This window comes from Frederiksenia canicola (assembly GCF_011455495.1).
Taxonomy (GTDB): Bacteria; Pseudomonadota; Gammaproteobacteria; order Enterobacterales; family Pasteurellaceae; genus Frederiksenia; species Frederiksenia canicola.
The window spans coordinates 192,722-216,467 of the sequence record NZ_CP015029.1; the positions used below are offsets into that span (position 1 = coordinate 192,722).

21 protein-coding genes and 1 other annotated feature are annotated in these 23,746 nt (G+C 45.6%); of the genes, 14 read left to right on the top strand and 7 right to left on the bottom strand.

All coding sequences use genetic code 11. The features are described 5' to 3' along the window. Positions 1-2: 2 nt before the first annotated feature. Positions 3-902: an ATP phosphoribosyltransferase gene (hisG, locus tag A4G17_RS00920; protein WP_123956798.1), complete on the bottom strand. Its 900-nt coding sequence runs from the start codon at positions 900-902 to the stop codon at positions 3-5. A 25-nt stretch (positions 903-927) separates the two neighbouring features. Beyond that, positions 928-1,058: a sequence feature (His leader region), on the bottom strand. A gap of 152 nt (positions 1,059-1,210) precedes the next feature. Here hisG and A4G17_RS00925 point away from each other — a divergent pair. Next, positions 1,211-2,071, top strand: a complete 861-nt coding sequence (locus tag A4G17_RS00925) for a phosphoribosylaminoimidazolesuccinocarboxamide synthase (RefSeq protein WP_207948568.1) — start codon at positions 1,211-1,213, stop codon at positions 2,069-2,071. Between the two features lie 86 nt (positions 2,072-2,157). On the opposite strand, the gene acpP is transcribed toward A4G17_RS00925, so the two are convergent. Beyond that, a complete protein-coding gene (gene acpP, locus A4G17_RS00930) occupies positions 2,158-2,388 on the bottom strand; it encodes an acyl carrier protein (RefSeq protein WP_123956800.1) in 231 nt (76 codons plus the stop codon). Positions 2,389-2,722: 334 nt separating this feature from the next. On the opposite strand from acpP, the gene proS reads away from it, so the two are divergent. Continuing rightward, complete coding sequence (gene proS / locus A4G17_RS00935; RefSeq protein WP_123956801.1) at positions 2,723-4,438, top strand: proline--tRNA ligase; 1,716 nt, start codon at positions 2,723-2,725, stop codon at positions 4,436-4,438. Positions 4,439-4,543: 105 nt separating this feature from the next. On the opposite strand, the gene A4G17_RS00940 is transcribed toward proS, so the two are convergent. Further along, positions 4,544-5,449: a 1,4-dihydroxy-2-naphthoate polyprenyltransferase gene (locus A4G17_RS00940; protein ID WP_123956802.1), complete on the bottom strand. Its 906-nt coding sequence runs from the start codon at positions 5,447-5,449 to the stop codon at positions 4,544-4,546. A gap of 105 nt (positions 5,450-5,554) precedes the next feature. On the opposite strand from A4G17_RS00940, the gene tsaA reads away from it, so the two are divergent. From tsaA to serA, 7 genes are all read left to right on the top strand, one after another. After that, positions 5,555-6,298, top strand: coding sequence for a tRNA (N6-threonylcarbamoyladenosine(37)-N6)-methyltransferase TrmO (gene tsaA, locus A4G17_RS00945; RefSeq protein ID WP_123956803.1), 744 nt, complete (start codon positions 5,555-5,557; stop codon positions 6,296-6,298). Positions 6,299-6,360: 62 nt separating this feature from the next. Further along, positions 6,361-7,083, top strand: coding sequence for an SIMPL domain-containing protein (locus A4G17_RS00950; protein WP_123956804.1), 723 nt, complete (start codon positions 6,361-6,363; stop codon positions 7,081-7,083). 156 nt (positions 7,084-7,239) lie between these two features. Continuing rightward, complete coding sequence (slyD, locus tag A4G17_RS00955) at positions 7,240-7,899, top strand: peptidylprolyl isomerase (RefSeq protein ID WP_123956805.1); 660 nt, start codon at positions 7,240-7,242, stop codon at positions 7,897-7,899. A 17-nt stretch (positions 7,900-7,916) separates the two neighbouring features. Then, positions 7,917-9,443, top strand: a complete 1,527-nt coding sequence (gene ilvA / locus A4G17_RS00960) for a threonine ammonia-lyase, biosynthetic (protein WP_123956806.1) — start codon at positions 7,917-7,919, stop codon at positions 9,441-9,443. A 105-nt stretch (positions 9,444-9,548) separates the two neighbouring features. Continuing rightward, positions 9,549-10,883, top strand: coding sequence for a phosphoglucosamine mutase (glmM, locus tag A4G17_RS00965; protein WP_123956807.1), 1,335 nt, complete (start codon positions 9,549-9,551; stop codon positions 10,881-10,883). Between the two features lie 130 nt (positions 10,884-11,013). Beyond that, a complete protein-coding gene (gene rpiA, locus A4G17_RS00970) occupies positions 11,014-11,673 on the top strand; it encodes a ribose-5-phosphate isomerase RpiA (RefSeq protein WP_123956808.1) in 660 nt (219 codons plus the stop codon). Between the two features lie 94 nt (positions 11,674-11,767). Further along, complete coding sequence (gene serA, locus A4G17_RS00975; protein ID WP_123956809.1) at positions 11,768-13,003, top strand: phosphoglycerate dehydrogenase; 1,236 nt, start codon at positions 11,768-11,770, stop codon at positions 13,001-13,003. Between the two features lie 66 nt (positions 13,004-13,069). Here serA and A4G17_RS00980 read toward each other — a convergent pair whose 3' ends face one another. The 3 genes from A4G17_RS00980 to A4G17_RS00990 are packed head-to-tail and all read right to left on the bottom strand — an operon-like array spanning position 13,070 to position 16,959. Beyond that, positions 13,070-15,451, bottom strand: a complete 2,382-nt coding sequence (locus A4G17_RS00980) for a GDYXXLXY domain-containing protein (protein WP_123956810.1) — start codon at positions 15,449-15,451, stop codon at positions 13,070-13,072. A 27-nt stretch (positions 15,452-15,478) separates the two neighbouring features. Then, the gene (locus tag A4G17_RS00985) at positions 15,479-15,847 is read right to left on the bottom strand and encodes a fluoride efflux transporter FluC (RefSeq protein WP_123956811.1); all 369 of its coding nucleotides are present in this window, start codon (positions 15,845-15,847) and stop codon (positions 15,479-15,481) included. 47 nt (positions 15,848-15,894) lie between these two features. Further along, entirely contained in the window at positions 15,895-16,959 is a 1,065-nt protein-coding gene (locus tag A4G17_RS00990; protein WP_123956812.1) for an MFS transporter, read from the bottom strand. Between the two features lie 187 nt (positions 16,960-17,146). Between A4G17_RS00990 and argC the strand changes: the two genes are divergently transcribed. The 5 genes from argC to A4G17_RS01015 all read left to right on the top strand — a co-directional run bounded on the left by argC (position 17,147) and on the right by A4G17_RS01015 (position 22,103). After that, positions 17,147-18,082 (top strand): N-acetyl-gamma-glutamyl-phosphate reductase, encoded by a 936-nt coding sequence (argC, locus tag A4G17_RS00995; RefSeq protein WP_123956813.1) that lies wholly within the window; start codon positions 17,147-17,149, stop codon positions 18,080-18,082. 69 nt (positions 18,083-18,151) lie between these two features. Next, positions 18,152-19,372, top strand: coding sequence for a bifunctional glutamate N-acetyltransferase/amino-acid acetyltransferase ArgJ (argJ, locus tag A4G17_RS01000; protein WP_123956814.1), 1,221 nt, complete (start codon positions 18,152-18,154; stop codon positions 19,370-19,372). Between the two features lie 139 nt (positions 19,373-19,511). Continuing rightward, positions 19,512-20,333 (top strand): acetylglutamate kinase, encoded by an 822-nt coding sequence (gene argB / locus A4G17_RS01005; RefSeq protein ID WP_236941034.1) that lies wholly within the window; start codon positions 19,512-19,514, stop codon positions 20,331-20,333. A 100-nt stretch (positions 20,334-20,433) separates the two neighbouring features. After that, complete coding sequence (locus A4G17_RS01010; protein WP_123956816.1) at positions 20,434-21,615, top strand: aspartate aminotransferase family protein; 1,182 nt, start codon at positions 20,434-20,436, stop codon at positions 21,613-21,615. Then, the gene (locus tag A4G17_RS01015; RefSeq protein ID WP_123956817.1) at positions 21,615-22,103 is read left to right on the top strand and encodes a GNAT family N-acetyltransferase; all 489 of its coding nucleotides are present in this window, start codon (positions 21,615-21,617) and stop codon (positions 22,101-22,103) included. Before A4G17_RS01010 ends, A4G17_RS01015 begins: the two co-directional genes overlap by 1 nt. Before the next feature lie 71 nt (positions 22,104-22,174). On the opposite strand, the gene murJ is transcribed toward A4G17_RS01015, so the two are convergent. Next, the gene (murJ, locus tag A4G17_RS01020) at positions 22,175-23,743 is read right to left on the bottom strand and encodes a murein biosynthesis integral membrane protein MurJ (protein WP_123956818.1); all 1,569 of its coding nucleotides are present in this window, start codon (positions 23,741-23,743) and stop codon (positions 22,175-22,177) included. Positions 23,744-23,746 lie beyond the last annotated feature (3 nt).

Below are 23,746 nucleotides of genomic sequence, written 5' to 3' on the forward strand. Positions count from 1 at the left end.
AACTACTCCATCATTTTTTCGATTGGCAACACTAAAATCGAGCTTGCACCAACCGCCTTAAGCTGTTCCATCGTTTCCCAAAACAGATTTTCTTGGCTCACCACGTGCATCGCCACTTTTGAATTATCATGGGCAAGAGGTAAGATAGTCGGGTTTTCCACACCGGGTAACAGTGCGGTGATCTCTGCTAACTTTTCTTTTGGTGCATGGAGCATTATGTATTTCGATTCTGCTGCTTGCTGCACGCCTTGAATGCGGGTGAGGAGTTTGTCCACAAGAGCTTGTTTTTCCATTTCAAGTGGCATGGCACGCTGAATTAAGCAGGATTTTGAGCGATAAATGATTTCCACCTCTTTCAACCCATTGGCTTCCAAGGTTGCACCCGATGAAACCAAGTCGCAAATTGCATCGGCTAGCCCTGCACGGGGAGCCACTTCGACTGACCCAGTAAGTGAACAGGTTTTAAAATTGACGCCTTGTTGCTGCATATAACGCTTGAGCAAATTCGGATAGGAGGTAGCAATGCGAGCATTTTGTAATTCTTTGATGTTGTTGTAATTTTCATCCTGTGGTACCGCAATCGACAAGCGACAGCCGCCAAAATCTAAACGGCGAAGCATTTTGTAAGCCACTTGTTCACCACTAGCTTGGCGTGCCAGCTCCTCTTCTTCCAACACGTTTTCCCCCACAATGCCGAGATCAACTACGCCATCAAACACTAACCCTGGGATATCGTCATCACGCACCCGTAAAATATCAATAGGCATATTTTCGGCATAAGCAATAAGACGTTGTTCTTGAAGGTTAATTTTTACACCACACTGTTTGAGTAAAGCTTGAGACTCTTGGCTTAATCTGCCTGATTTTTGCATCGCAATGCGTAAGCGTTTTTTATCATTCATTGTATTGTCCCTGTTGTATTTGCATAAAGAAAAGCCCCCGAAAGCAAGGCTTCCGAGGGCTATAAATTGGGTAATCACTCATTCGCATACTCAGAAGCTCAATCTTCCAAGCACATCAGATGCCCGAAAGATTATTCAGGTAAATGATGGTGATGATGGCGACGAATAGCTAACATTTTTTATTCTCCAAAGTGAATGGCGTAGAAGATACGCTAAAAATTTTCCGCTTTCAAGTGCTTTCTTGGAAAAAATCGCAAACGTTTGCGTAGTTTGCTATAATTCGCCCGTTTTCTTTTGATACAGGGTGTATTATGCAAATCAGTCTTAAAAAAATCTATTCCGGAAAAGTGCGTGATCTTTATGAAATTGACGACAAACGTATGTTGATGGTGGCAACGGACCGTTTATCTGCGTTTGATGTGATTTTAGATGATCCGATTCCACGCAAAGGTGAAATTTTGACACAAATTTCCAATTTCTGGTTCAATAAACTCGCTCACATTATGCCAAATCACTTCACCGGGGACTCAGTTTTTGATGTCTTGCCGAAAGAAGAGGCTGAAGCCATTCAATATCGTGCAGTAGTGTGCAAGCGTTTAACACCCGTTAAAATTGAATCGATTGTGCGAGGTTATTTAACGGGCAGCGGGCTGAAGGATTACCAAAAAACAGGTACCATTTGTGGCTTACCATTGCCTGAAGGTTTAGTTGAGGCAAGTAAGTTGCCAGCACCGATTTTTACACCATCCAGCAAAGCAGAAGTGGGCGACCACGACATCAACATCAGCTATGAAGAATGTGAACGCCAAATTGGTTCAGATCTTGCCAAGCAAGTGAAAGAGGCTGCACTTGCCCTTTATACCGAAGCGGCAGACTATGCCTTGACCAAAGGCATTATTATTTGCGACACCAAATTTGAGTTTGGTTTAGATGAAAACGGCGTACTCACGTTAATGGATGAAGTTTTAACACCAGACTCAAGCCGTTTTTGGTCAGTCGACACCTACCAAGAAGGCACTAATCCACCGTCATTTGACAAACAATTCGTGCGAGACTGGCTCGAAAACAGCGGCTGGAACAAACAAGCCCCCGCCCCGAAAGTGCCTACCGATGTGATTGAAAAAACCGTAGCAAAATACCAAGAAGCGTTGGATTTACTCACAAAATAACATTTGATTAGGGCGAAATAATTTCGCCCACTCAACTCACGGGCAATAAAAAAGCGACCAAAGGTCGCTTTTTCAGATTCAACATCTTATGAATTGCTTTGAACGTAATCAATCGCAGATTGAACAGTAGTAATTTTTTCAGCTTCTTCATCAGGAATTTCGATATCGAATTCTTCTTCTAAAGCCATCACTAGCTCAACAGTGTCAAGAGAGTCTGCACCTAAATCTTCGATGAAAGAAGCTTCAGGTTTCACATCTTCTGCTTTAGCGCCGAGTTGATCAACGATGATTTTTTTTACGCGTTCTTCAATGCTCATTTTTTGTTTCCTATTGTGATTCGCCTAAGTGCGAGAGTTGAACAGTGTAAAGAAATTCGCTGAAATTTCAACTACTTTGGCAAAATTCGCCGAGAAGTCAAACCAGCTTTCCCACACCTAAATTAAAATTATGCTCATTGGGTGAGCGAAAGTGGCACGATTCTACCACTATGTGACGGCTTTATCCATAGCGGATTGCAATTTCACCTGACAAGCGGTCAGATTTCGCAGATTTTTTGCAAATTTGCAAAAATCTTTGCGGATCTTACCGCTTGTTTGCTTTAGAATAAGCCCATTTTTTCTGACTTAAACAAAGCATTTAAAGAGAGATAATATGCGTACTAGCCAATATTTATTTTCAACGCTCAAAGAGACGCCAAATGACGCCCAAGTCGTCAGCCACCAGTTAATGTTACGTGCAGGGATGATTCGCCCGCTTGCATCAGGAATGTACAACTGGTTGCCAACGGGTTTGCGTGTATTGAAAAAAGTGGAAAACATCATTCGTGAAGAGATGAACAAAAGCGGGGCGTTGGAAGTGGAGATGCCTGTGGTGCAACCAGCAGATTTGTGGATTGAGTCAGGTCGCTGGGAAGATTACGGTCCAGAATTATTGCGTTTTACCGATCGTGGTGACCGCCCATTCGTGCTGGGCCCCACTCACGAAGAAGTGATCACCGATTTAGTGCGTCGTGAAATCAGCTCTTACAAACAGCTTCCGCTCAATTTATATCAAATTCAAACCAAATTCCGTGACGAAGTGCGTCCACGTTTTGGGGTGATGCGTGGGCGTGAGTTTTTGATGAAAGATGCTTACTCATTTCACATCACCAAAGAGTCGCTTCAAGAAACCTACGATGTGATGCACCAAACCTACAGCAACATTTTCACCCGCCTTGGTTTAGATTTCCGCCCAGTGGCAGCAGATACGGGGTCAATTGGTGGTTCGGCTTCCCACGAGTTCCAAGTGTTAGCGGCAAGCGGTGAAGATGATGTGGTATTCTCCACCGAAAGCGATTACGCCGCCAATATCGAGCTTGCCGAAGCGATTGCAGTGGGTGAGCGTCAAGCACCAACAGCAGAAATGCAGTTAGTTGATACACCAAATGCGAAAACGATCAACGAGTTGGTCGAGCAATTTAATTTGCCAATCGAAAAAACCGTGAAAACCTTGATTGTGAAAGGCTCAGACGAAAATGCACCGCTTGTGGCATTGATTGTGCGTGGCGACCACGAATTGAACGAAATCAAAGCAGAAAAATTACCAGAAGTGGCAGAGCCATTTGAGTTTGCCGATGAAGCCGAAATCAAAGCCAAAATCGGGGCAGGTGTGGGTTCGCTGGGTCCAGTAAATCTGAACATTCCTGCGATTATTGACCGCAGCGTTGCATTGATGAGTGATTTCACCGCAGGGGCAAACATTGACGGTAAACATTATTTCAACATCAACTGGGAACGTGATGTGGCATTGCCAAAAGTGGCAGATTTACGCAATGTGGTGGAAGGTGACCCAAGCCCAGACGGCAAAGGTACGTTGCAAATCAAACGCGGGATCGAAGTTGGCCATATTTTCCAACTCGGTACAAAATATTCCGAAGCGATGAAAGCGACCGTGCAAGGTGAAGATGGCCGTCCACAAACCATGATTATGGGCTGCTACGGCATCGGTGTCACCCGAGTGGTTGCGGCAGCGATTGAGCAACACCACGATGAACGTGGCATTATCTGGCCAACGGATGCGATTGCCCCATTTACCGTGGCGATTGTACCGATGAATATGCACAAATCAGAAAAAGTGGAAGCCTTTGCAACCGATCTCTATAAAACCTTGTTATCACAAGGTATTGAAGTCATTTTTGACGACCGTAAAGAACGTCCAGGTGTGATGTTTGCTGATATGGAATTGATCGGCGTGCCGCATATGATTGTGATTGGTGAGAAAAATCTCGACAATGGCGAAATCGAATACAAAAACCGCCGTAACGGTGAAAAACAGATGATTGCTAAAGATCAGCTGCTCGATTTCATCAAAGGGCAAATCAAGTTGTAATTTGCCAAAAAGCAATGAAAACGCCCGCTTGTAAGCAATCCAAGCGGGCGTTTTTTCTATGATGCGGTCTAACAAGCGGTCAGATCCGAGCAAAATTTTGCAAATTTACAGCACTGTACCCAATGCAAATAAACCGTTGGTCAGCAACGCCAGCCCAGCCATTTGCCCAAGAAGTGGGCGTAAATCTGCAGGATTTGGGTGAGTGAACACAAATAAACCGTGCTTCACCAACAATGGTGTGGTCAATAAAAACAAATAGTTATACCAATGTGGCAGCTCACACAGGGCGAAAATAAGATAAGAAAGCATCGCAAGGGCAAGTAACGATAAGTGATAAATTCGCCCGTTTTTTCCGCCAATTCGCACAATCAACGTATTTTTACCCGCCGCCTTGTCTTGTTCAATGTCGCGTAAGTTATTGATATTTAATACTGCAACCGCCAATAGGCCGCTGGCGAATGCAGGGAAAAAGGTAATCAAAGGCAACGAGTGAACTTGTAAATAAAAAGTGCCAAGCACTGCTAAAAAACCGAAAAAAATCAGCACCGATAAATCGCCCAAGCCTAAATAGCCGTATGGTTTTTTGCCGACGGTATACGTAATCGCTGCAACAATCGCTAACACGCCAAGCACAAAAAACGCCAGCAGGTCTTGCCACGATTGGTAGGCACACATCACCAAAACCGCTCCTGAACTGAACGCCAAACCACTCACCATGATCATGGCTTTTCTCAGTTGCTCGCCAGAAATGGCACCATGCTGAATCGCACGCAACGGACCAATTCGTGCCGAGGTATCGGAGCCTTTGACATGGTCGCCATAGTCGTTGGCAAAGTTCGATAAAATCTGTAACAACAAGGTGGTCAGCAACGCTAACAGTGTGATAACACCATCAAACTTCCCCGCCCACGCCGCCAATGCGGAACCAACCAAAATCGATGCCAACGCAAGCGGTAAGGTTTTCGGGCGGGCTGTACTAAACCAAATCGAAAAAGTAGAATGTTTATTCATATTAATACGTTACAGAATGACCAAGTTTTAAGGCACATAAAGTTATATATCTTATTACAAATTCATCATCATTTTTTTGATTTTTAACAGAAAACGATCATTTTTATGCAAAATCTTCCCTCTGCTATTCAATTACAACCGATCGGCATTATCCACAGCCCTTATGGTGAGAAGTTTGCCGTGCCTCGCCAGCCAAATTTGGTCCCACAAGGCAAAGGCGTTTTACGCCTGCTGCCGCCCTATAATTCGCCCGATGCGGTGCGAGGGCTGGAACAATTTAGCCACTTATGGCTGATTTTTCATTTCCATCAAATTCCCGAGCGACACTGGCACGCAACCGTTCGCCCGCCGCGTTTGGGTGGCAATGAGCGGGTTGGCGTCTTTGCCAGCCGAGCGACCCATCGCCCCAATCCACTGGGCTTATCTAAAGTCGCATTACAACGAGTCGAAATTGCCGACGGCGACGTGCTGTTGCATTTAGGCAGTGTAGATTTGGTCGATGGCACGCCAATTTTCGACATCAAGCCATACCTCGCCTATGCCGACAGCGAACCGTACGCCTGTTCTGGTTTTGCTCAGCAAAAACCACCTGAACGATTGTGCGTTGAATTTACGCCAAAAGCCTTACAAGCGGTCAGTTTCTCAAAAAATTTTGCACATTTTGGCATTGATGATCCTGTCGTTTTTATTCGTGATGTGCTGGCACAAGATCCCCGCCCTGCCTATCAGCAAGGTAAACTTAGCGACCGGATGTATGGTATGCATCTCGCCAATCACAATATTTTATGGCAAGTTGATGCTGAAAATCCGAGCAAAGTGTGGGTGCTGGATGTTGAAACACTGAACTAATTTGAGAATACCGACTCTAATCAACAATTTTCGGATTTCTAACTTTTATTGAGGACAATGTAATGAAATTGCAAAAATATCTCGCCATCCTACCGCTTGCAGCGGCAACTTTCGCCGTATCTGCAGAGACTAATCCTGAATCTACTTACAACGGCAAAGGTTCCCAATTCCATTTTTCAACTCAAGTCAGCCGCACTGTTGAAAAAGATTTAATGAAAGCGGAAGTTTACAGCCGTAAGTCAGGCAAAAGTCTCGCCGAACTCAAAACGCAAGTTTCCACCAATCTAAACAAATTCTTGGAGATCGCTAAACAACACGCCGATATTGACATTGCGGCAAATGGCATCAGCAATTACGCCGACTATAACAAAGACGGCAAAGTGACCGGTTGGGTAGCAGAAGGTCAGATTACCTTGACAAGCAAAAACTTTGATGCAATGGCAAAAGTATTAGAAAATTTAGGTGATCACGTTGCGATCAGCTACATTGATTTCAGCGTATCACCTGAAAAAATGGCCTCGTTAGAAGATGAGATGACACTGGAGATCATCAAACAATTTCAACACAAAGCCAATGTTATTCAACAAGGCTTAAACGCAAAAAAATATGTATTAAGTGATGTGCGTTTAAATACGCCAAGTGATATTGCACCAGCTTCTAGTCCAAGAATGTATGCAGTGTCCACAATGAAAGCGTCATCAATGTCCTCTACTGAACAGCTCCCATTGGAAGCTGATAAGCAGACCATTTCTGCCACAGCATCTGGCAAAGTGATATTTGAATAATCCGCCGTCTCTTCACTTTCTCGCCGTAAACAGGCGAGATTACTTTTAATTCTGACCGCTTGTTACTTTACAAGCGGTCAGATCATTGTAACGTTTTGCAAATCAGCGATAACAAGCTACAATGCAACGTTTTTCACACTCAATTAAGGAAACCCTATGAAAATCGCAAAAAATGTGGTGCCAAGTATCGCTTACCAAGTTCGTACCCAAGATGGCGTACTCGTTGATGAAGCACCCGCGAACCAACCATTAGACTATTTACATGGTCACAACAACTTAGTGATCGGCTTAGAAAACGCACTGGAAGGCAAAGCCGTTGGCGATACCTTTGAAGTTCGCGTTAAACCCGAAGAAGGCTACGGTGAATACAACGAAAATATGGTGCAACGTGTACCCAAAGAAGTATTTATGGGCGTGGATGAATTAGAAGTTGGTATGCGTTTTATCGCAGACACCGATGTCGGTCCATTACCCGTAGTGATTACTGCGGTTGAAGGCGATGAAGTAGTGGTTGATGGTAACCATATGTTAGCAGGTCAAGAATTGCTATTTAGCGTGGAAGTCGTAGCAACTCGTGAAGCAACATTAGAAGAAATCGCTCACGGTCACGTTCACCAAGCAGGTGGTTGTTGCGGCGGACATGATAGCGACGAAGAACATCATGGCTGTGGTTGTGGCACGCATCATCACCATCATTACGATGAAGCACACGAAGGCTGCTGTGATGAACATCATCACCATCATCATAATGGCGAATGCTGTGATGAGCACCATCATCACCACCATTCAGCTGATGAGAAATGCCATAAACACTAATCACAGGTTGTTGCACGATGAGTGAACACGCTCTCAAAACTGGTACGGATTATCTCCGTACCATTGTCAGTTCTAAAATCTACGATCTTGCTCAAGTTACCCCATTGCAACCGATGGAAAAACTCTCTGAACGCTTGGGTAATAGCATTCTGATCAAACGTGAAGATCGCCAGCCAGTGCACAGTTTCAAACTGCGTGGGGCCTATGCGATGATCTCCAGCCTTTCTCCTGCTCAAAAAGCCTCAGGCGTTATTGCTGCCTCTGCGGGCAACCACGCACAAGGAGTGGCACTTTCCGCCAAACATCTTGGACTGCGGGCGTTAATTGTAATGCCGCAAAATACGCCATCAATCAAAGTCGATGCTGTGCGTGCTTTTGGCGGTGAAGTGTTGCTCTACGGGGCAAATTTTGATGAAGCCAAAGCCAAAGCGATTGAACTTGCCGACGAACTGAAAATGACCTTTGTCCATCCTTTCGATCACCCGTTAGTGATTGCAGGGCAAGGGGCGATCGGAATGGAACTGTTGCAGCAAACCAACGATTTGAACTACGTTTTCGTACCCGTCGGTGGTGGCGGTTTGGCAGCAGGCATTGCGGTGCTAATTAAGCAACTGATGCCAGAAATTAAAATTATTGGCGTCGAGTCCAAAGATTCCGCCTGCCTATTCCACGCCTTGCAGGCGGGTGAACCGGTTGAGCTAGAACGTGTCGGCTTGTTTGCTGACGGTGTGGCGGTAAAACGCATTGGCGATGAAACCTTCCGCTTATGTCAACAATATATTGATGATGTGGTACTGGTGGATAACGATGAGATTTGTGCAGCACTCAAAGACGTATTCGAAAATGTGCGTGCGGTGGCGGAGCCATCTGGTGCATTGTCGCTTGCAGGGCTGAAAAAATATATTGCTCAACACAATCTGCAAGGTAAAAAATTAGCCTGCATTCTGTCGGGTGCGAATATGAATTTCCACACCTTGCGTTACGTTTCTGAGCGGTGTGAAATCGGTGAAAAACACGAAGCCTTATTGGCCGTGACCATTCCCGAGCAGAAAGGAGCATTCTTGAGATTCTGCGAAATTCTCGGCAATCGTGCGGTAACTGAATTTAACTACCGCCATTCTGACGATCGCAAAGCCTGCATTTTCGTGGGAGTGCGAGTGAGTGGCAATGCAGAAAAACTCGATATTATCAAAGGATTACAGCAGCACGACTATGATGTTACCGATCTTTCTGAAGACGACATCGCGAAAACCCATATTCGTTATATGGTCGGCGGTCGCCCAACATCTATCGAGCGAGAAATGTTATACAGTTTTGAATTTCCAGAACAGAAAGGGGCATTGTTCCACTTCTTACAAACGCTAATCAACTGGGATATTTCGCTGTTCCATTATCGAGCCCACGGTGCAGATTATGGTGATATTTTAGCCGCCTTTGTGGTCAATGAACCAGAACAATCCCAATTCCAACAAGATCTCAACCGACTTGGCTACCGCTACCAAAATGTCAGTGATAGCCCTGCGTATCAGTTCTTCTTAAAATAACAAGCTAGCGTGAGCCTTGGCTCACCGTTTGCAAAACTTTTCAACAATCTCACCGCTTGTTGCGGTTTGGTGGGTCAAAATCCACCCTACATAAAAGAGGTTATAATGGCACAACGTAAATATTTCGGCACCGATGGCGTGCGTGGTGAAGTAGGGAAGTTTCCAATCACCCCTGAATTTGCTTTAAAACTCGGTTGGGCTGCAGGGAAAATCCTTGCAACTCAAGGCTCAAAAAAAGTGTTAATCGGTAAAGACACGCGTATTTCTGGCTATATGTTGGAGTCTGCTCTTGAAGCAGGTTTGGCTGCGGCAGGGCTGTCTGCGGCGTTCACAGGCCCGATGCCAACCCCTGCGATTGCTTACTTAACTCGCACGTTCCGTGCGGAAGCGGGCATTGTGATTTCAGCGTCCCACAACCCTTATTACGATAACGGCATCAAATTCTTCTCATCCGTTGGCGAAAAATTACCTGATGATGTAGAAGAAGCGATCGAAGCTTTACTTGATCAACCGATGGATTGCGTTAGCTCTGCCGAACTCGGGCGTGCAAGCCGCATCAACGATGCGGCAGGTCGCTATATTGAATTCTGTAAAAGCACCTTCCCGGCATACTTAAGCCTTGAGGGCTATAAAATTGTGGTCGATTGTGCTAACGGCGCAACCTACCACATCGCACCAAATGTGCTGCGTGAATTAGGTGCAGAGGTGATCGAAATTGGCACTCGCCCAGACGGTTTAAACATCAATGAAAAATGTGGAGCAACAGACATCAACGCCTTGCAAAAAGTGGTGGTTGATGCGGGGGCAGATGTCGGCTTAGCTTACGATGGCGATGGCGACCGCTTGATTATGGTCGATCACATAGGCAATAAAGTCGATGGTGACCAAATTCTGTTTATTATCGCCCGCGAAGCGTTGCGAGCAGGCAAACTGCAAGGCGGCGTGGTCGGCACTTTGATGAGCAATATGAGCTTAGAAATCGCCTTGAAACAATTAGCAATTCCATTCGTGCGTGCCAATGTGGGCGACCGCTATGTGCTTGAATTATTAAAAGAAAAAGGCTGGAAGTTAGGCGGCGAAAACTCAGGACATATCATCGTATTAGATAAAAACACCACGGGCGATGGCATTATTGCCTCTCTCGAAGTGTTAGCCGCCATGGCAAGCCATAAATTGAGTCTGAACGAATTAGCGAAAGCCGTTCCGCTATTCCCGCAGGTGTTGCTCAACGTTCGCTTTGAAGGTGGTGCAAATCCACTTGAAAGCGAGGAGGTCAAAATCGTTGCTGCGGAAGTAGAAAAGCGTTTGGCAGGCAAAGGGCGTATTTTATTGCGAAAATCAGGTACCGAGCCGTTAATTCGTGTGATGGTTGAATGCGAAGATGCCGAACTGGCTCAACGCAGTGCTGAAGAAATTGTCGATGCGGTAAAACGTAACTAATGCAAGCGGTCAGTTTATTGCAAAACTTTGCGAAAAACTGACCGCTTGTTCCATATTCGTAGGATGGGCCTTTGCCCATCATTTTAAATTTAATAAACATTGATGGGCTGAAGCCCTACTGGGGTAAATTATGGATCAACTCGAAATGAAAAAAATCGCGGCTCGTGCGGCGTTGAAATACGTAAAACCTGACACCATTGTTGGCGTGGGCAGTGGCTCCACGGTAAATTGCTTTATTGAAGCCCTTGGCGAGATGCGAGATAAGATCAAAGGTGCGGTGGCAGCATCGAAAAATTCGGAAGAATTGCTGCGTAAACAAGGTATTGAAGTGTTTAATGCCAACGAGGTATCAAGTCTTGATGTGTATATTGATGGAGCGGACGAAATCACTCCGCAAGGCTATATGATCAAAGGTGGTGGTGCGGCATTGACTCGTGAAAAAATTGTGAGTTCACTAGCAAAAAAATTCATCTGTATTGTGGATTCCACAAAACAGGTCGATGTGCTAGGCTCTACGTTCGCATTACCTGTAGAAGTGATCCCAATGGCTCGCTCCTATGTGGCTCGTCAGCTGGTGGCACTCGGTGGCTCGCCCGAGTACCGTGAAAATGTCGTGACCGACAACGGCAACGTGATTTTAGATGTGTACAACTTCAAAATCTTAGAGCCGTTGAAAATGGAGCAAACCATTAACAACATCGCAGGCGTGGTCACCAATGGCATCTTCGCCCAACGCTACGCTAACGTCACTATCGTCGGCACACCAGACGGGGCAAAGATTATTGAATAACAAGCGGCTAAACATTGCGACTGCTTCGCATATAAAGGTGAGATCGGGCACATAGATCCTCTCCTACATTGATAACAACATTTCAGGAAAAACTATGACACAACCAAAAACCTCCCTCGACAAATCTAAAATCAAATTTGTGCTGCTTGAAGGCGTGCATCAAAATGCGATTGATGCGATTAAAGCCGCTGGCTATACCAACATTGAATACCACAAAAAAGCCCTTGATGGCCAAGAGCTGCTTGATGCAGTAAAAGATGCCCACTTCTTGGGGATTCGTTCACGCACTTTTGTCACCGAAGACGTGCTGGCTCACGCCCCGAAATTGATTGCTATCGGCTGCTTCTGTATCGGCACCAATCAGGTGGATCTCAATGCCGCTAAACAGCGTGGTATTCCTGTATTCAATGCTCCCTTCTCAAACACACGTTCAGTCGCAGAATTAGTGTTGGGCGAGATTTTACTGTTAATGCGTCAGGTGCCGACCGCCAATGCGGAAGTGCATCGTGGCATTTGGAACAAATCCGCCGCAGGTTCAAACGAAGTGCGGGGCAAAAATCTCGGTATTATCGGTTATGGTCATATCGGCTCGCAGTTAAGCATTTTGGCAGAAGCCATCGGGATGCGTGTGTATTTCTACGATATCGAAAACAAACTGCCTTTAGGTAACGCTCAACAAGTGAGCAGCCTTGATGAATTGTTGGCGATAAGTGATGCGATCTCGCTGCACGTGCCAGAAAATGCATCAACCAAGAACTTGTTGAATGCGACAAACTTACCGAACGTGAAAAAAGATGCCGTGGTGATCAATGCTGCTCGTGGCACGGTAGTGGATATTGATGCGTTAGTTGATGTCTTGAAAGCAGGACATATTCGTGGTGCCGCCTTGGACGTATTTCCTGAAGAGCCCGCCTCCATCAGCGATCCGTTTGTATCACCATTGACCGAGTTTGATAATGTGATTTTGACCCCGCACATTGGCGGATCAACCTCGGAGGCCCAAGCGAATATCGGGTCTGAAGTGGCGAATAAATTTGTGAAATACTCCGACAACGGCTCAACACTGTCAGCTGTTAATTTCCCAGAAGTGTCCTTGCCAGAACATAGCGGCACTAAACGCTTGCTCCATATTCACACTAACAAACCGGGTATTTTGAACAAAATCAACCAAGTGTTTGTGGATTTAAACGTGAACATCGCGGCGCAGTTTTTACAAACTGACCCACAAATTGGTTATGTGGTGATCGATGTGGAATCAGAGCATACTGATGAAGCGTTGAGACGCCTGAAAGAGATCGATGGCACCATTAAGAGCCGCGTACTCTATTAAAGTAAAATAAGATAAAAAAATCAGGGACATTTTGAGTGTCCCTGATTTTTTTACTCGCCTTGCTAATTACAGCTCAACATATTGCTCATTGAGTAGTCTTGAAAGCAAGGCTTTGCCATTTTTAAAACGAAATTCACCATAACGCGCGGCATTATAGTGTGCGGCTTTTCCTTCTGCGAAAAAGTACTGATGGCTTGGGAGCCTGAGCTGCCCCCAATCCCACTTAACGGGTAGATAAACCCCTTCTGCACAGCCAGAAAAACTCGTTGGTTTCTCTGTTTCAAGGCGGCATAAGGTCGCAACATTGTGCTGATCAAGGGAAACTAACGCATAAACTTTATGGCTCCACTTCATTTGCGGTTCGTAGAATGGATCGCTCAGTTCAGTTTCTTGTTCTTGTTTGTATAACTTATCATTGATGTGCCCTAAAATGGTGTAACTAAGCTCCATATAGTCACCTTGCATTAATGAGCGGGGATCAACAGGAGCAAGTTCTAACAAAATCGGCGTGCCGTTTTTAAGCACATCTTCATTTTGCGTTATGGCATAGTTCGCCAATCCAAGCGTTGCCGCCAAACTGAGAACTGCCGCGATAGGCACTTTTCGATTTGCAACATATTGCTCGGAACTAACCGCTTGCGGGAGCAATTTGGCTTTGCGATAGAGATAAATTGCCAAGCCGCCAAACAGCACACCGTTACTCAAAAGCAAAAAGCTCTTATATAGCAGTGGAATAGCAAGGAAATAATAATATTCTGAGAGATTCCACAGTAGCCATAATGCCGAGAACAGCAACAATGTGCGGTTGCGATTGGCGAACGCCAGTAATAATAGCGATAAACAAATACTTAGCCAGGTATAACCTGTGAAAAGTAATACAAAACCCAGCAAACCGACTAACACCACGACATTCACGGATTTTTTCTGCCAATATTGTAAGATCACAAAAATGATCACAGGAGAAAGTACAATCAACATGGACATAATGCCAGCAAGACTGAACGTCATATTGTCGAAATATCCGTTAGAAATCACTCGAATAAATGCGGAGAAAGAGTCCACTTCTGGTAATGCGTCTGCTTCTGTCATATACGAAGACATTATTACTCGATAGTAATTTCCCGCATCAAACAATAACAATGCCCAGCCGAGCGGGTTTAAATGAACGGGAGCTTTTGATGCGAATAAGAAACTCACCAAATACGCAAGGATCAGCCAGTAAATATAATCAGAAAGTGGATAGTGATAGTTGATTTGATAAAGTACTGCGATTAATGCGATCGATCTTACCCAAGTGGATTGGCAAATCGCATAAATTAGCAAAAAACCCGCAACAAACGCGGCCGATTCAACTGGGTTTGGTAGATCGTAGTCAAATGAAAACGTACCATACAGAACGACCAACACAATTGCAGCGGCAAAACAGGTCTGTGAAATCAACGGATGCACGGTATTTTTTATGAAAAGCCCCGTAGCCAACAACATAAAGGCAAGAATCAGAAAAACACCTTCAGATCGCACACCATTGAGATAAAGCACAACAAGAATCAATGCAATTGCCAATAATGTCAGGAAAAAGTAGAGCAACGTCACCCCAATATTGTTTTCAATATGAGCATATTTTTCCTTAATCCACCGTGTTAATTGATAACCTAAAAAAATGACTGCCGCCACTGTTATCAGTGCCATGACATAAATTTCTCCGTCACGAACAAGCAAAAAGTTGGCAGCGATCACCAATGTGCAGTAAAAGAGCACATAATTAACAGGGTCAAACCGCTTTTTACTATAATAAAAAAGCAGCCCAGCCATCAGCAATACAATAAACAGAGCGAGACTATCATTACTAAATAGTGCAAATACGGACGCCGTGGCAACAAGCAACGACAATGTGCGAATTACAATCCGCCATTTATCGTGAAATAAAGTTGGAAAGCGTTCAAACAGGCCAAGTAAGGTGATATTGAAAAACAACGCCACCAAATAAAACGAAGAGAAACTGTAGCTAAAGAGCAGACCTCTCTCAAAATAAAACCCGATAGCTAAATTTACGGTCACAATCCACAGCAAAATACCTGCCACATTGGGTAGCACCATCCAAAGTGGCACCTGTAATAACGCCCATAACGCAAAAAGCTCCCAAACATCCGCTCCCGTTTGGTAAATCTGCCCAATGAGAGCAAATAGCCCCCCGATGACGACCGCCGCCACAAACCAAAGCAGCTGAATTTTATTGATTGAATTTGCCCGCCGACTAAGCCATAAACTCCCGCCGATGAGTAACACTAACAGCCCTTGAGTTGCAAAAAGTTTTTCAAATTTACTGAAATACGCCCAGTTAGACGCAATCCACGTCACCACGCCGCTCGAAAAAAATCCAGCCCCGAACAGTGAGAATAAAATCAGTAAGAATTTATCCCAAGATTCAATCCAAAAATCGTTTTTCATAATGCTCTCCTCTTTGCAAAAAATTGCTCAGAAACGACCGCTTGTTGCGAGCCTAGTAACCCAAACGCCGATGATAGTAGCACACAAACCGCCGATTGTGTGTAACCCAAATACCATTGCCGCATTCAGCCATTTTTCTTGGATAAGTTTATCGACGATCTCCGCTGAAAAAGCAGAAAACGTAGTGAAACTACCGAGAAATCCCGTGATCAACAGCAACTTCTGCCCGTCCTGCAAATTCAGCCCCATCGTCATGCCAATCAGTAAACAGCCGAGTACATTTGCAAAAAAAGTGCCGAAACTAACCGCTTGTAGCAACGGATTAAGCCACACGCCGAGCTGCCAGCGACAAATTGCACCGAATGCGGCACCAATTGAAATCAGCAATATATTCATAGTCCCACCTAGCCCTTCCCCTTCAATCAAAGGAAGAAAACGGTATGTTAAATCAAGAAAAAATGCGGAATTAAGTTCATCACAATCATCGTTAAAATTGCTTGTAATAGGCGTGATGAACCGAAAATAAAGCCGCGATTTTTGCCGTTGTCAAATTTCACTAACAGGTTCGCCATCGCCGTGAGTACATAAACTTCAATCAAGGTGAATATCACCAAATAGAGATACGCCGAGAACAGCGAAGCATATTTCAACGTAAGAAACCACGGCACAATCATTCCCAATGCCAGCAAGGGTGCAATCCAGACTAACTGACGGGAGGTGAGATGAATATGTTTGGAAAATGGCGATTGTAATGCCACAGTCATCAACCCATTGATAAATAAGGCGACTGGCACTTGCTCAGGAGAATTGAGTTTATTATCAAACAAATAGGGAAAAATCACGAAAAACGATAACGCCACGCTAATCGGCAAAAACAGCATCAAATGCACATAGACAAACTCTTTGGTGATAATCTCCCGAAGTTGTCCCCAGCGGAATTTCACCTGCTGATTGACACTCGGCATGGTGAAAAAAGGTTTTGCCATAAACAGAAACAGTACCGCTTCCAACGCAAAACAGAGCCAAATTAGCCAGTCGATCTGCTCAAATTTGATAAACGGAATAGCAAGCAGCGGTGCCGCCATTGACGACATACTGGTCACCTTGAGAAATTTGCCCTGCAAGCGGGTTTTGGACTCGTAGCTGTCGTCCGCCAACGCAAGCAAACAGGCACGGGCGTTGGTCGAAAACAGGCAACTGCCCAAACCAAAGCAGACGGTAGCGAACAGCAAAATCAGATAGTGATCCGCCGACAGAAAGAACACATACGCCAGCACATCAAAAAAACAGCCAAGCAACATCATTTTCGCCAAGCCGTAGCGATCGCCCCAGATCCCCGCAAAAATTGCCAACGCCTGGGAGCAGAAAAATAGCAACGACAACGAAAAGGCAATTTCCGTATTCGATAGCCCTTTCTGCTGTAAAAAAATAAAAAAGACGCTCTGCATCGAGAAGAACGCCAAGGTCGAAATAAATCGCCGCCAAAGAAGAAGATTTTGTAAAGACATAAATTTGCAAAAAATTGTGAGAAAGTAACCGCTTGTCGCCAATTATAGCAGAAAGCCAAGATTTCCGTTCGAATCACACAAATGAATAAAAAATCATTTATTTTGAATTTATATTCAATTTGTTGTTGCAAAGTGGTTAATCTCTGCATACAATCCGAGCAAGTTGAATTTTTGAGCGAGAAACAAGATGCACAAAATTTTTATTGACGGATCCATTGGCACCACAGGATTGCGGATTTTCGACCGCTTAAGCCAAGAAAATGATATTGAGCTACTCATACTGCCTGAAAACCAACGCAAAGATCTCTCCGCTCGTTTGGAAAAAGTGGCACAGGCAGATCTCACATTTCTCTGCCTGCCCGATGAAGCGGCAAAAGAGATTGTACAACTTGCCCCCGCCACAGCTCGCATTTGCGACACGTCCACCGCTCATCGCACCGCAAGCGGTTGGGTTTATGGCTTACCTGAATTATTGGGGCGTGAAACCATCGCAAACGCCCAGCGGGTTGCAGTTCCAGGCTGCCACGCTACTGGTTTTTTAACGTTAGTCGCCCCCTTAGTAAAAAAGGGGATTTTGCCTGTGGATCACCCCGTGGTGTGCCAATCTCTCACGGGCTATTCTGGGGGCGGTAAAGCGATGATTGCCGATTACCAAAGCGAAAATATGCCAGAAAGCTACCGCTCACCACGTTTATACGGCTTAGGGCTGAACCATAAACATCTGCCTGAAATGCAAAAAATATCAGGGCTAAGTCAGCCGCCGCTGTTCTGCCCCGTGGTCGATGATTATTACAGCGGAATGCTCGTTTCTGTACCGTTGACGATGTCTGCGTTGACGAAAGAATGGCAATCCGGCGAAAAAATTGCTGACTTCTTACACCATTTTTACGCCAATTCACCGCTTATCAGCGTGCATAATTATGCACATTCCACGACTGACAACACCTTACCTGCAAATGCGTTAAGCGGTAAAGATAGCCTCGAAATTTTCGTACTCGGCAGCCCAAGCCAATTACTGCTCTGTGCCCGTTTTGATAATCTCGGTAAAGGGGCATCAGGTGCTGCCATTCAGTGTATGAATATCATGCTCAGACGGAAAGAGACTCTAGGGCTTGTGATTTAGCTAGACAATCCAATTCTGCCCCACTTTCGGGGCACCATAATAACCACAACATCATAACAAGGACAAAAAATGAACACAATTGAAGTACAAGGTGGGATCACTGCTCCACAAGGGTTTAAAGCAGGTGGCATACATTGCGGTATTCGCAAAAACAAAGACAAACTGGACTTGGCGTTATTAGTTAGCGACCGCCCTTGTGCCACGGCGGCGGTTTATACCCAAAACAAAGTCAAAGGCGCACCGATTTTAGTTACCCAAGCGAACATTGCCGACGGTTACAGCCAAGCGATGTTATGCAACAGCGGCAATGCCAACACGTGCAATCCAAACGGTATAGCACTCGCCCAAGCCTGCTGCGAACTTACCGCCAAGGCATTGGGGCTGAAAGCGAGCGATATCGTGATTGCGTCCACGGGGGTGATTGGCCAGCCGTTGCCTATTGAGCCCTTTGCAAAAGGTATTCCAGAACTGAGCGCTTGTTTAAGCGAAACAGGCGGAACCCTTGCCGCCCAAGCGATCATGACCACTGATACTCACCATAAAGAATTTGCCGTCGAATTTCAGCTTGGTGGCAAAACGTGCCGAATGGGAGCAATGACTAAAGGCAGCGGTATGATCAATCCTAATATGGCAACGATGCTGACTTTTATCACCACCGATGTGGCAATTTCTCCTGCGATGCTCAATCAAGCCTTGCAAGCCGAAGTGAAGCAGAGCCTGAACCAAATCAATGTCGATGGCGACACGTCTACCAACGATATGGCAACAGTGATGGCAAATGGCTTGGCAGGCAATGCTGAAATTCAGAGCGAAAATGCCGACTACGCCATTTTCTGCCAAGTGTTGCATCAAGTTTGCGTGTGGGCGTGCCGCCAAATTGCTAAAGATGGCGAAGGGGCGACTAAGTTGTTGGAATGCACCGTCCGCAATGCTCGTAGCCAATCGGTCGGGCTGAAAATTGCTAAATCCATTATCTCCAGCGATCTCTTTAAAGCGGCCATGTTTGGACAAGATGCCAACTGGGGACGCGTGCTGTGTGCCATCGGCTACACAGAGGGTGATTTCTCGATCGACCATGTCGAACTTACTCTCAAAAGCGACAAAGGCGAAGTGCTGGTTTGCAAAAACGCCGCTTACTTCCCATTCAGCGAAGAACACGCCGCTGACGTGCTTTCCGCCAACGACATTCAGATTTTGGTCGATATGCACGACGGCAACCACACTGCACAAGCGTGGGGTTGCGATTTAAGCTATGAATATGTACGGATCAATGGAGATTATCGTTCCTAACGAAGAGTCAATGTAGGATAGGTCTTGACCCACACACAACAAGCGACTTGATTGTTTAAAAACTTCACCATGGGGGCAAGCCCCCAACCAATGAGAGAGCACAATGCACCAAACCCAAATCACAACACTTGCAGCGGTGATGAACGAAGCTGCACCTTATATTCGGAAGTACAAAAACAACATCATTGTGGTCAAATATGGCGGCAATGCGATGATAAACGAGCAGCTCAAACAGACCGTGATGCAGGATTTACTATTGCTTAATCAGCTCGGTATCAAAGTCGTATTAGTACACGGTGGTGGGCCAGAGATTTCCCAAGGGCTCAAGCTGATCGGCAAAGAGAGCCAATTTATCAATGGGTTGCGTGTCACTGATCAAGAAACGATGGATATTGTGCAGCAAATGCTGGCCGGTAAAGTGAATAAAAACCTGGTAGCGTTGCTAAAAGGCAAAGGCATTGGGCTGTGTGGCATTGATGGGGCGATTTTGACCTGCCAAAAACTGCAAACGGAAGTAGATCTCGGCTTTGTCGGCGAAGTCACCAACGTCGATACCACCTTGCTCCATTTTGCCTTGAACTCGGGCTTTATCCCTGTGATTGCGACTATCGGCGCGGACGAAAATGGCGTGGTGTACAACATCAATGCCGATACAGCGGCCAGCGACATTGCGATTGCATTAGGGGCAAGTAAGTTGGTGTCGATGACCGATATTGCGGGCCTGCTTCGGGATCGTTTTGATGAAAGCACCTTGATTAGTGCCGTTGAAATCGATGAAGTGACCGAACTTGTGGCACAAGGTGTGATCGCAGGTGGAATGATCCCCAAAATTGAATGCTGTGTGGACTGCGTTCGCTCCGGTGTACCCGAAGTGGCAATTATTGACGGACGTGTACCAAATGCCATTTTACTCGAACTGTTCAGCGAACAAGGCAACGGCACTTTGTTTTACAAAAAGTAAGGTGGGTAAGCCCCACCATTGACCATAACAAGCGGTCAGATTTTTCAAAAATTTTGCAAATCGTGGGTCACACCCCACCCGACAGTGATTAGGATCTCGAATGAAAAATGAGCAAATTCAACAACAAGATAGCCAATTTATCGCTAAAACTTACGCCCGCTTTCCGCTCGCTCTCGCCAAAGGCAAAGGCTGTGAGGTATGGGATGCTGACGGCAATCGTTATCTCGATTTCACCAGTGGCATTGGTACCAATAGCTTAGGTTGGGCAGATGATGAATGGCTGGCAGCGGTGAGCCAGCAAGCTGCTACTTTGCAACACACTTCCAATCTTTACTACACTGCCCCCAGCACCCAACTTGCCGAAACCTTGTGCCATGCAAGCGGTCAGATCCGTGCCTTTTTTTGCAATTCCGGTGCGGAAGCTAACGAAGGGGCAATCAAAGCCGCCCGCAAATATAGCCTAGACAAATACGGGCGCGCAGATCGTTTCACCATTTTGACGCTGGAAAACTCCTTCCACGGCCGCACCATTTCAACGCTTGCTGCCACAGGACAGGCGACTTTTCACCAACACTTTTTCCCATTCACTCCAGGGTTTGAACATCTGCCTGCCAACGATATTCAAGCGTTACAAACGCGAATCTCACAAAATGATGTCTGTGCGATAATGATCGAAATCGTGCAAGGGGAAGGCGGAATCTTGCCGCTAAATGCAGGCTATGTGCAAGAACTTGCTCACATTTGCCGTGAAAATGATATTTTATTGATTATTGATGAGGTACAAACAGGCATTGGTCGCACGGGGAAATTATTCGCTTACCAACATTTCGGCATACAGCCTGATATGGTGACGCTTGCCAAAGGTTTAGGTGGCGGCTTGCCGATTGGAGCTATTTTGTTTGGTGAAAAATGTGCCGAAACGCTCGGCAAAGGCGATCACGGCTCCACCTTTGGCGGAAATCCCGTCTGCTGCGCTGCCGCCAATGCCGTACTCAAGCGGTTAGATCCCGATTTTCTTTTGCAAATCGCTAAAAAAGGCGAAAAATTGCAAAATGCTCTCAAGGCCTTACCCAAAGTGAAAAGTGTCAGCGGAATGGGCTTGATGATCGGTGTAGAATTAGACGGCATTACCGCCGCCGAAGTGGTCGCCAAAGGGATTGAAAAGGGGGTATTATTGCTCACCGCCAAACACAAACTCCGCCTACTCCCGCCATTGATTATCAGCGATGAGCAAATCGAACAAGGGGTTACGGTGTTAAACGCAATTTTACAGGAGCCATAATGCACATCCGCCAAGCCTTTCTTTCTGATGCTCAAGCACTAAGCCACTTGCTTGCCAAAGTATGGCGAGTGGCATATCAAGGGATTTTTCCGCAGAATTTTTTAGACAACATCCAAGAAGACGGTTGGACGGTGGGTTTTCAGCAATCGCTTGATAATCCTGATGTACAAATTTTTGTAGCGGAAGAAGGAAAGCAGCTTGTTGGCATGATCGCTTTCGGCAAAGGGCGGAATTCTGAATTAGATATAGAAAATGAAATCTATGCCTTGAATGTGTTGCCTGAATTTCAGCAACAAAAAATTGGCTCGACATTGATGCAACTTGCCTTCGCAAAAATGGCAGACAAACCCGTTTATCTCAAAGTCGCCGTTGAAAACGAACTCGCTCAACGGTTCTACCTAAAACACGGTTTCAAAAACCGTGGCATTCAACAATCCCGCCAAATTGCCGATTTCCGCTTTCAAGAATGGATTTACCAACGTTCATAAAGAATACAAGCGGTCAGTTCCTGCAGATTTTTTGCAAAAAATTGAGCGGAACTGACCGCTTGCGAGTCAAACTATGCCCTAAAATCCCGTTTGCGAATGCCTAAAGCAATCAACGTGCCGAAATAGCTGACTGCCGCCAGAGCGATAAGCCAAATCAGCCAGTGGATTTTTTGCCATAGGGAAAGGGTTGTCCAGCCATATAAATCAGGCGAGAAAGAGGAAACTACCCCCCCCATCATGCAACCGGCAATGAGTAATTTCAGGGCGAAAAGAGCTGTTTTGCCACTGACTTGGTAAGTACCATTTTTCGCCAAGCCCCGATAGAGCAAGCTCGCATTCACTAGTGCAGACAACGCTGATGCCATCGCCAAGCCCACATAGCCAAACGGAATGGCCAGCAAACCAAAGCAGATATTGCTGATAGCGGCGATAATGCCAATTTTCACTGGCGTTTTGGTGTTTTGGTGAGCATAAAAACCGTTGGCAAGCACATTGATCAACATATAGCTAATCAGCCCAAAACACATCACAAACAACGCTCTGCCCGATGCCATTACGTCACTCAATCCAAATTTACCGTGCATAAACATCGTCATAATCAGCGGCTCGGCAAGGATTGCAATGCCGATCATCGCTGGTACGCCAAGCAGCAGCACCATTCGCACGCCCCAGTCCATTGTTTGACTGAAATTTTCCGCTCGCACACTGTCGCTTAATTCTTTCTGTTTTGCGATGCGGGATAAACTTGGCAGTACCACCGTTGAAATCGCAATGCCAAACAAACCAAGCGGAAATTCAATCAAACGGTCGGCGTAATAAAGCCAACTAATTGAACCTGTTACCAAAAAACTGGCAATCACTTGATTTAATAGCAAATTGAGCTGAGTGACCGACACACCAAACAAAGCTGGGATCATCAACGTGCGGACTTTTTTCACCCCATCATCATTCCACGCCCATTTCGGCTTCACCAGCAGCCCTTCCTTTTTCATAAACGGAATTTGGAATAGGAACTGCAGTAAACCACCGAGAAATACGCCCCACGCTAGTGCGGTGTCTGGCGAATCAAAATAAGGCGAACCGAGAATCGCAACTGCAATAATCGCCACATTCAACAACACAGGCGAAAATGCCATTACCCCGAATTTACCAATGGTATTGAGCACCGCCCCCGATAACGCCACAAAAGTGATAAACCAGAGATAAGGAAAGGTGATTTTGAGCAACATCGAAGCTTGGGTAAATTTCTCGGCATTCGGACCGCCATTGAGCCAATCAATAAACCAACCAGTACCAAATAAAGCGGCGACAATCGGGGAAGCAAGCACTGCAACCAGAGTAACCATTGTCACTAATCCGCCCAACGTGCCCGACACTTTGGCGATAAATTCACGGGTTTTGTCTAAATCGTTATCGGCATTATATTCCGCTAGAACAGGAACAAAGGCTTTGGAAAACGCCCCTTCCGCAAACAAACGACGTAAAAAATTCGGAATACGATTAGCGAATAAGAACACATCCGCCGCGACACCCGAGCCGAGTAAATTAGCCACGACCACATCTCGTACTAAACCTAATACACGAGAAATTAGCGTCATACCACTGACAACCATTCCCGATTTTAATAATTTTTTGCTCACCGA

Bases quoted from the DNA above. Each gene is read 5' to 3' on its own strand.
- proS (WP_123956801.1), top strand. From the start codon at position 2,723: ATGCGTACTAGCCAATATTTATTTTCAACGCTCAAAGAGACGCCAAAT.
- acpP (WP_123956800.1), bottom strand. From the start codon at position 2,388: ATGAGCATTGAAGAACGCGTAAAAAAAATCATCGTTGATCAACTCGGC.
- ilvA (WP_123956806.1), top strand. From the start codon at position 7,917: ATGAGTGAACACGCTCTCAAAACTGGTACGGATTATCTCCGTACCATT.
- slyD (WP_123956805.1), top strand. From the start codon at position 7,240: ATGAAAATCGCAAAAAATGTGGTGCCAAGTATCGCTTACCAAGTTCGT.
- A4G17_RS00980 (WP_123956810.1), bottom strand. From the start codon at position 15,451: ATGAAAAACGATTTTTGGATTGAATCTTGGGATAAATTCTTACTGATT.
- A4G17_RS01015 (WP_123956817.1), top strand. From the start codon at position 21,615: ATGCACATCCGCCAAGCCTTTCTTTCTGATGCTCAAGCACTAAGCCAC.
- glmM (WP_123956807.1), top strand. From the start codon at position 9,549: ATGGCACAACGTAAATATTTCGGCACCGATGGCGTGCGTGGTGAAGTA.
- A4G17_RS00940 (WP_123956802.1), bottom strand. From the start codon at position 5,449: ATGAATAAACATTCTACTTTTTCGATTTGGTTTAGTACAGCCCGCCCG.
- hisG (WP_123956798.1), bottom strand. From the start codon at position 902: ATGAATGATAAAAAACGCTTACGCATTGCGATGCAAAAATCAGGCAGA.
- serA (WP_123956809.1), top strand. From the start codon at position 11,768: ATGACACAACCAAAAACCTCCCTCGACAAATCTAAAATCAAATTTGTG.
- A4G17_RS00950 (WP_123956804.1), top strand. From the start codon at position 6,361: ATGAAATTGCAAAAATATCTCGCCATCCTACCGCTTGCAGCGGCAACT.
- A4G17_RS00985 (WP_123956811.1), bottom strand. From the start codon at position 15,847: ATGAATATATTGCTGATTTCAATTGGTGCCGCATTCGGTGCAATTTGT.
- argC (WP_123956813.1), top strand. From the start codon at position 17,147: ATGCACAAAATTTTTATTGACGGATCCATTGGCACCACAGGATTGCGG.
- A4G17_RS01010 (WP_123956816.1), top strand. From the start codon at position 20,434: ATGAAAAATGAGCAAATTCAACAACAAGATAGCCAATTTATCGCTAAA.
- A4G17_RS00990 (WP_123956812.1), bottom strand. From the start codon at position 16,959: ATGTCTTTACAAAATCTTCTTCTTTGGCGGCGATTTATTTCGACCTTG.
- tsaA (WP_123956803.1), top strand. From the start codon at position 5,555: ATGCAAAATCTTCCCTCTGCTATTCAATTACAACCGATCGGCATTATC.
- argJ (WP_123956814.1), top strand. From the start codon at position 18,152: ATGAACACAATTGAAGTACAAGGTGGGATCACTGCTCCACAAGGGTTT.
- argB (WP_236941034.1), top strand. From the start codon at position 19,512: ATGAACGAAGCTGCACCTTATATTCGGAAGTACAAAAACAACATCATT.
- rpiA (WP_123956808.1), top strand. From the start codon at position 11,014: ATGGATCAACTCGAAATGAAAAAAATCGCGGCTCGTGCGGCGTTGAAA.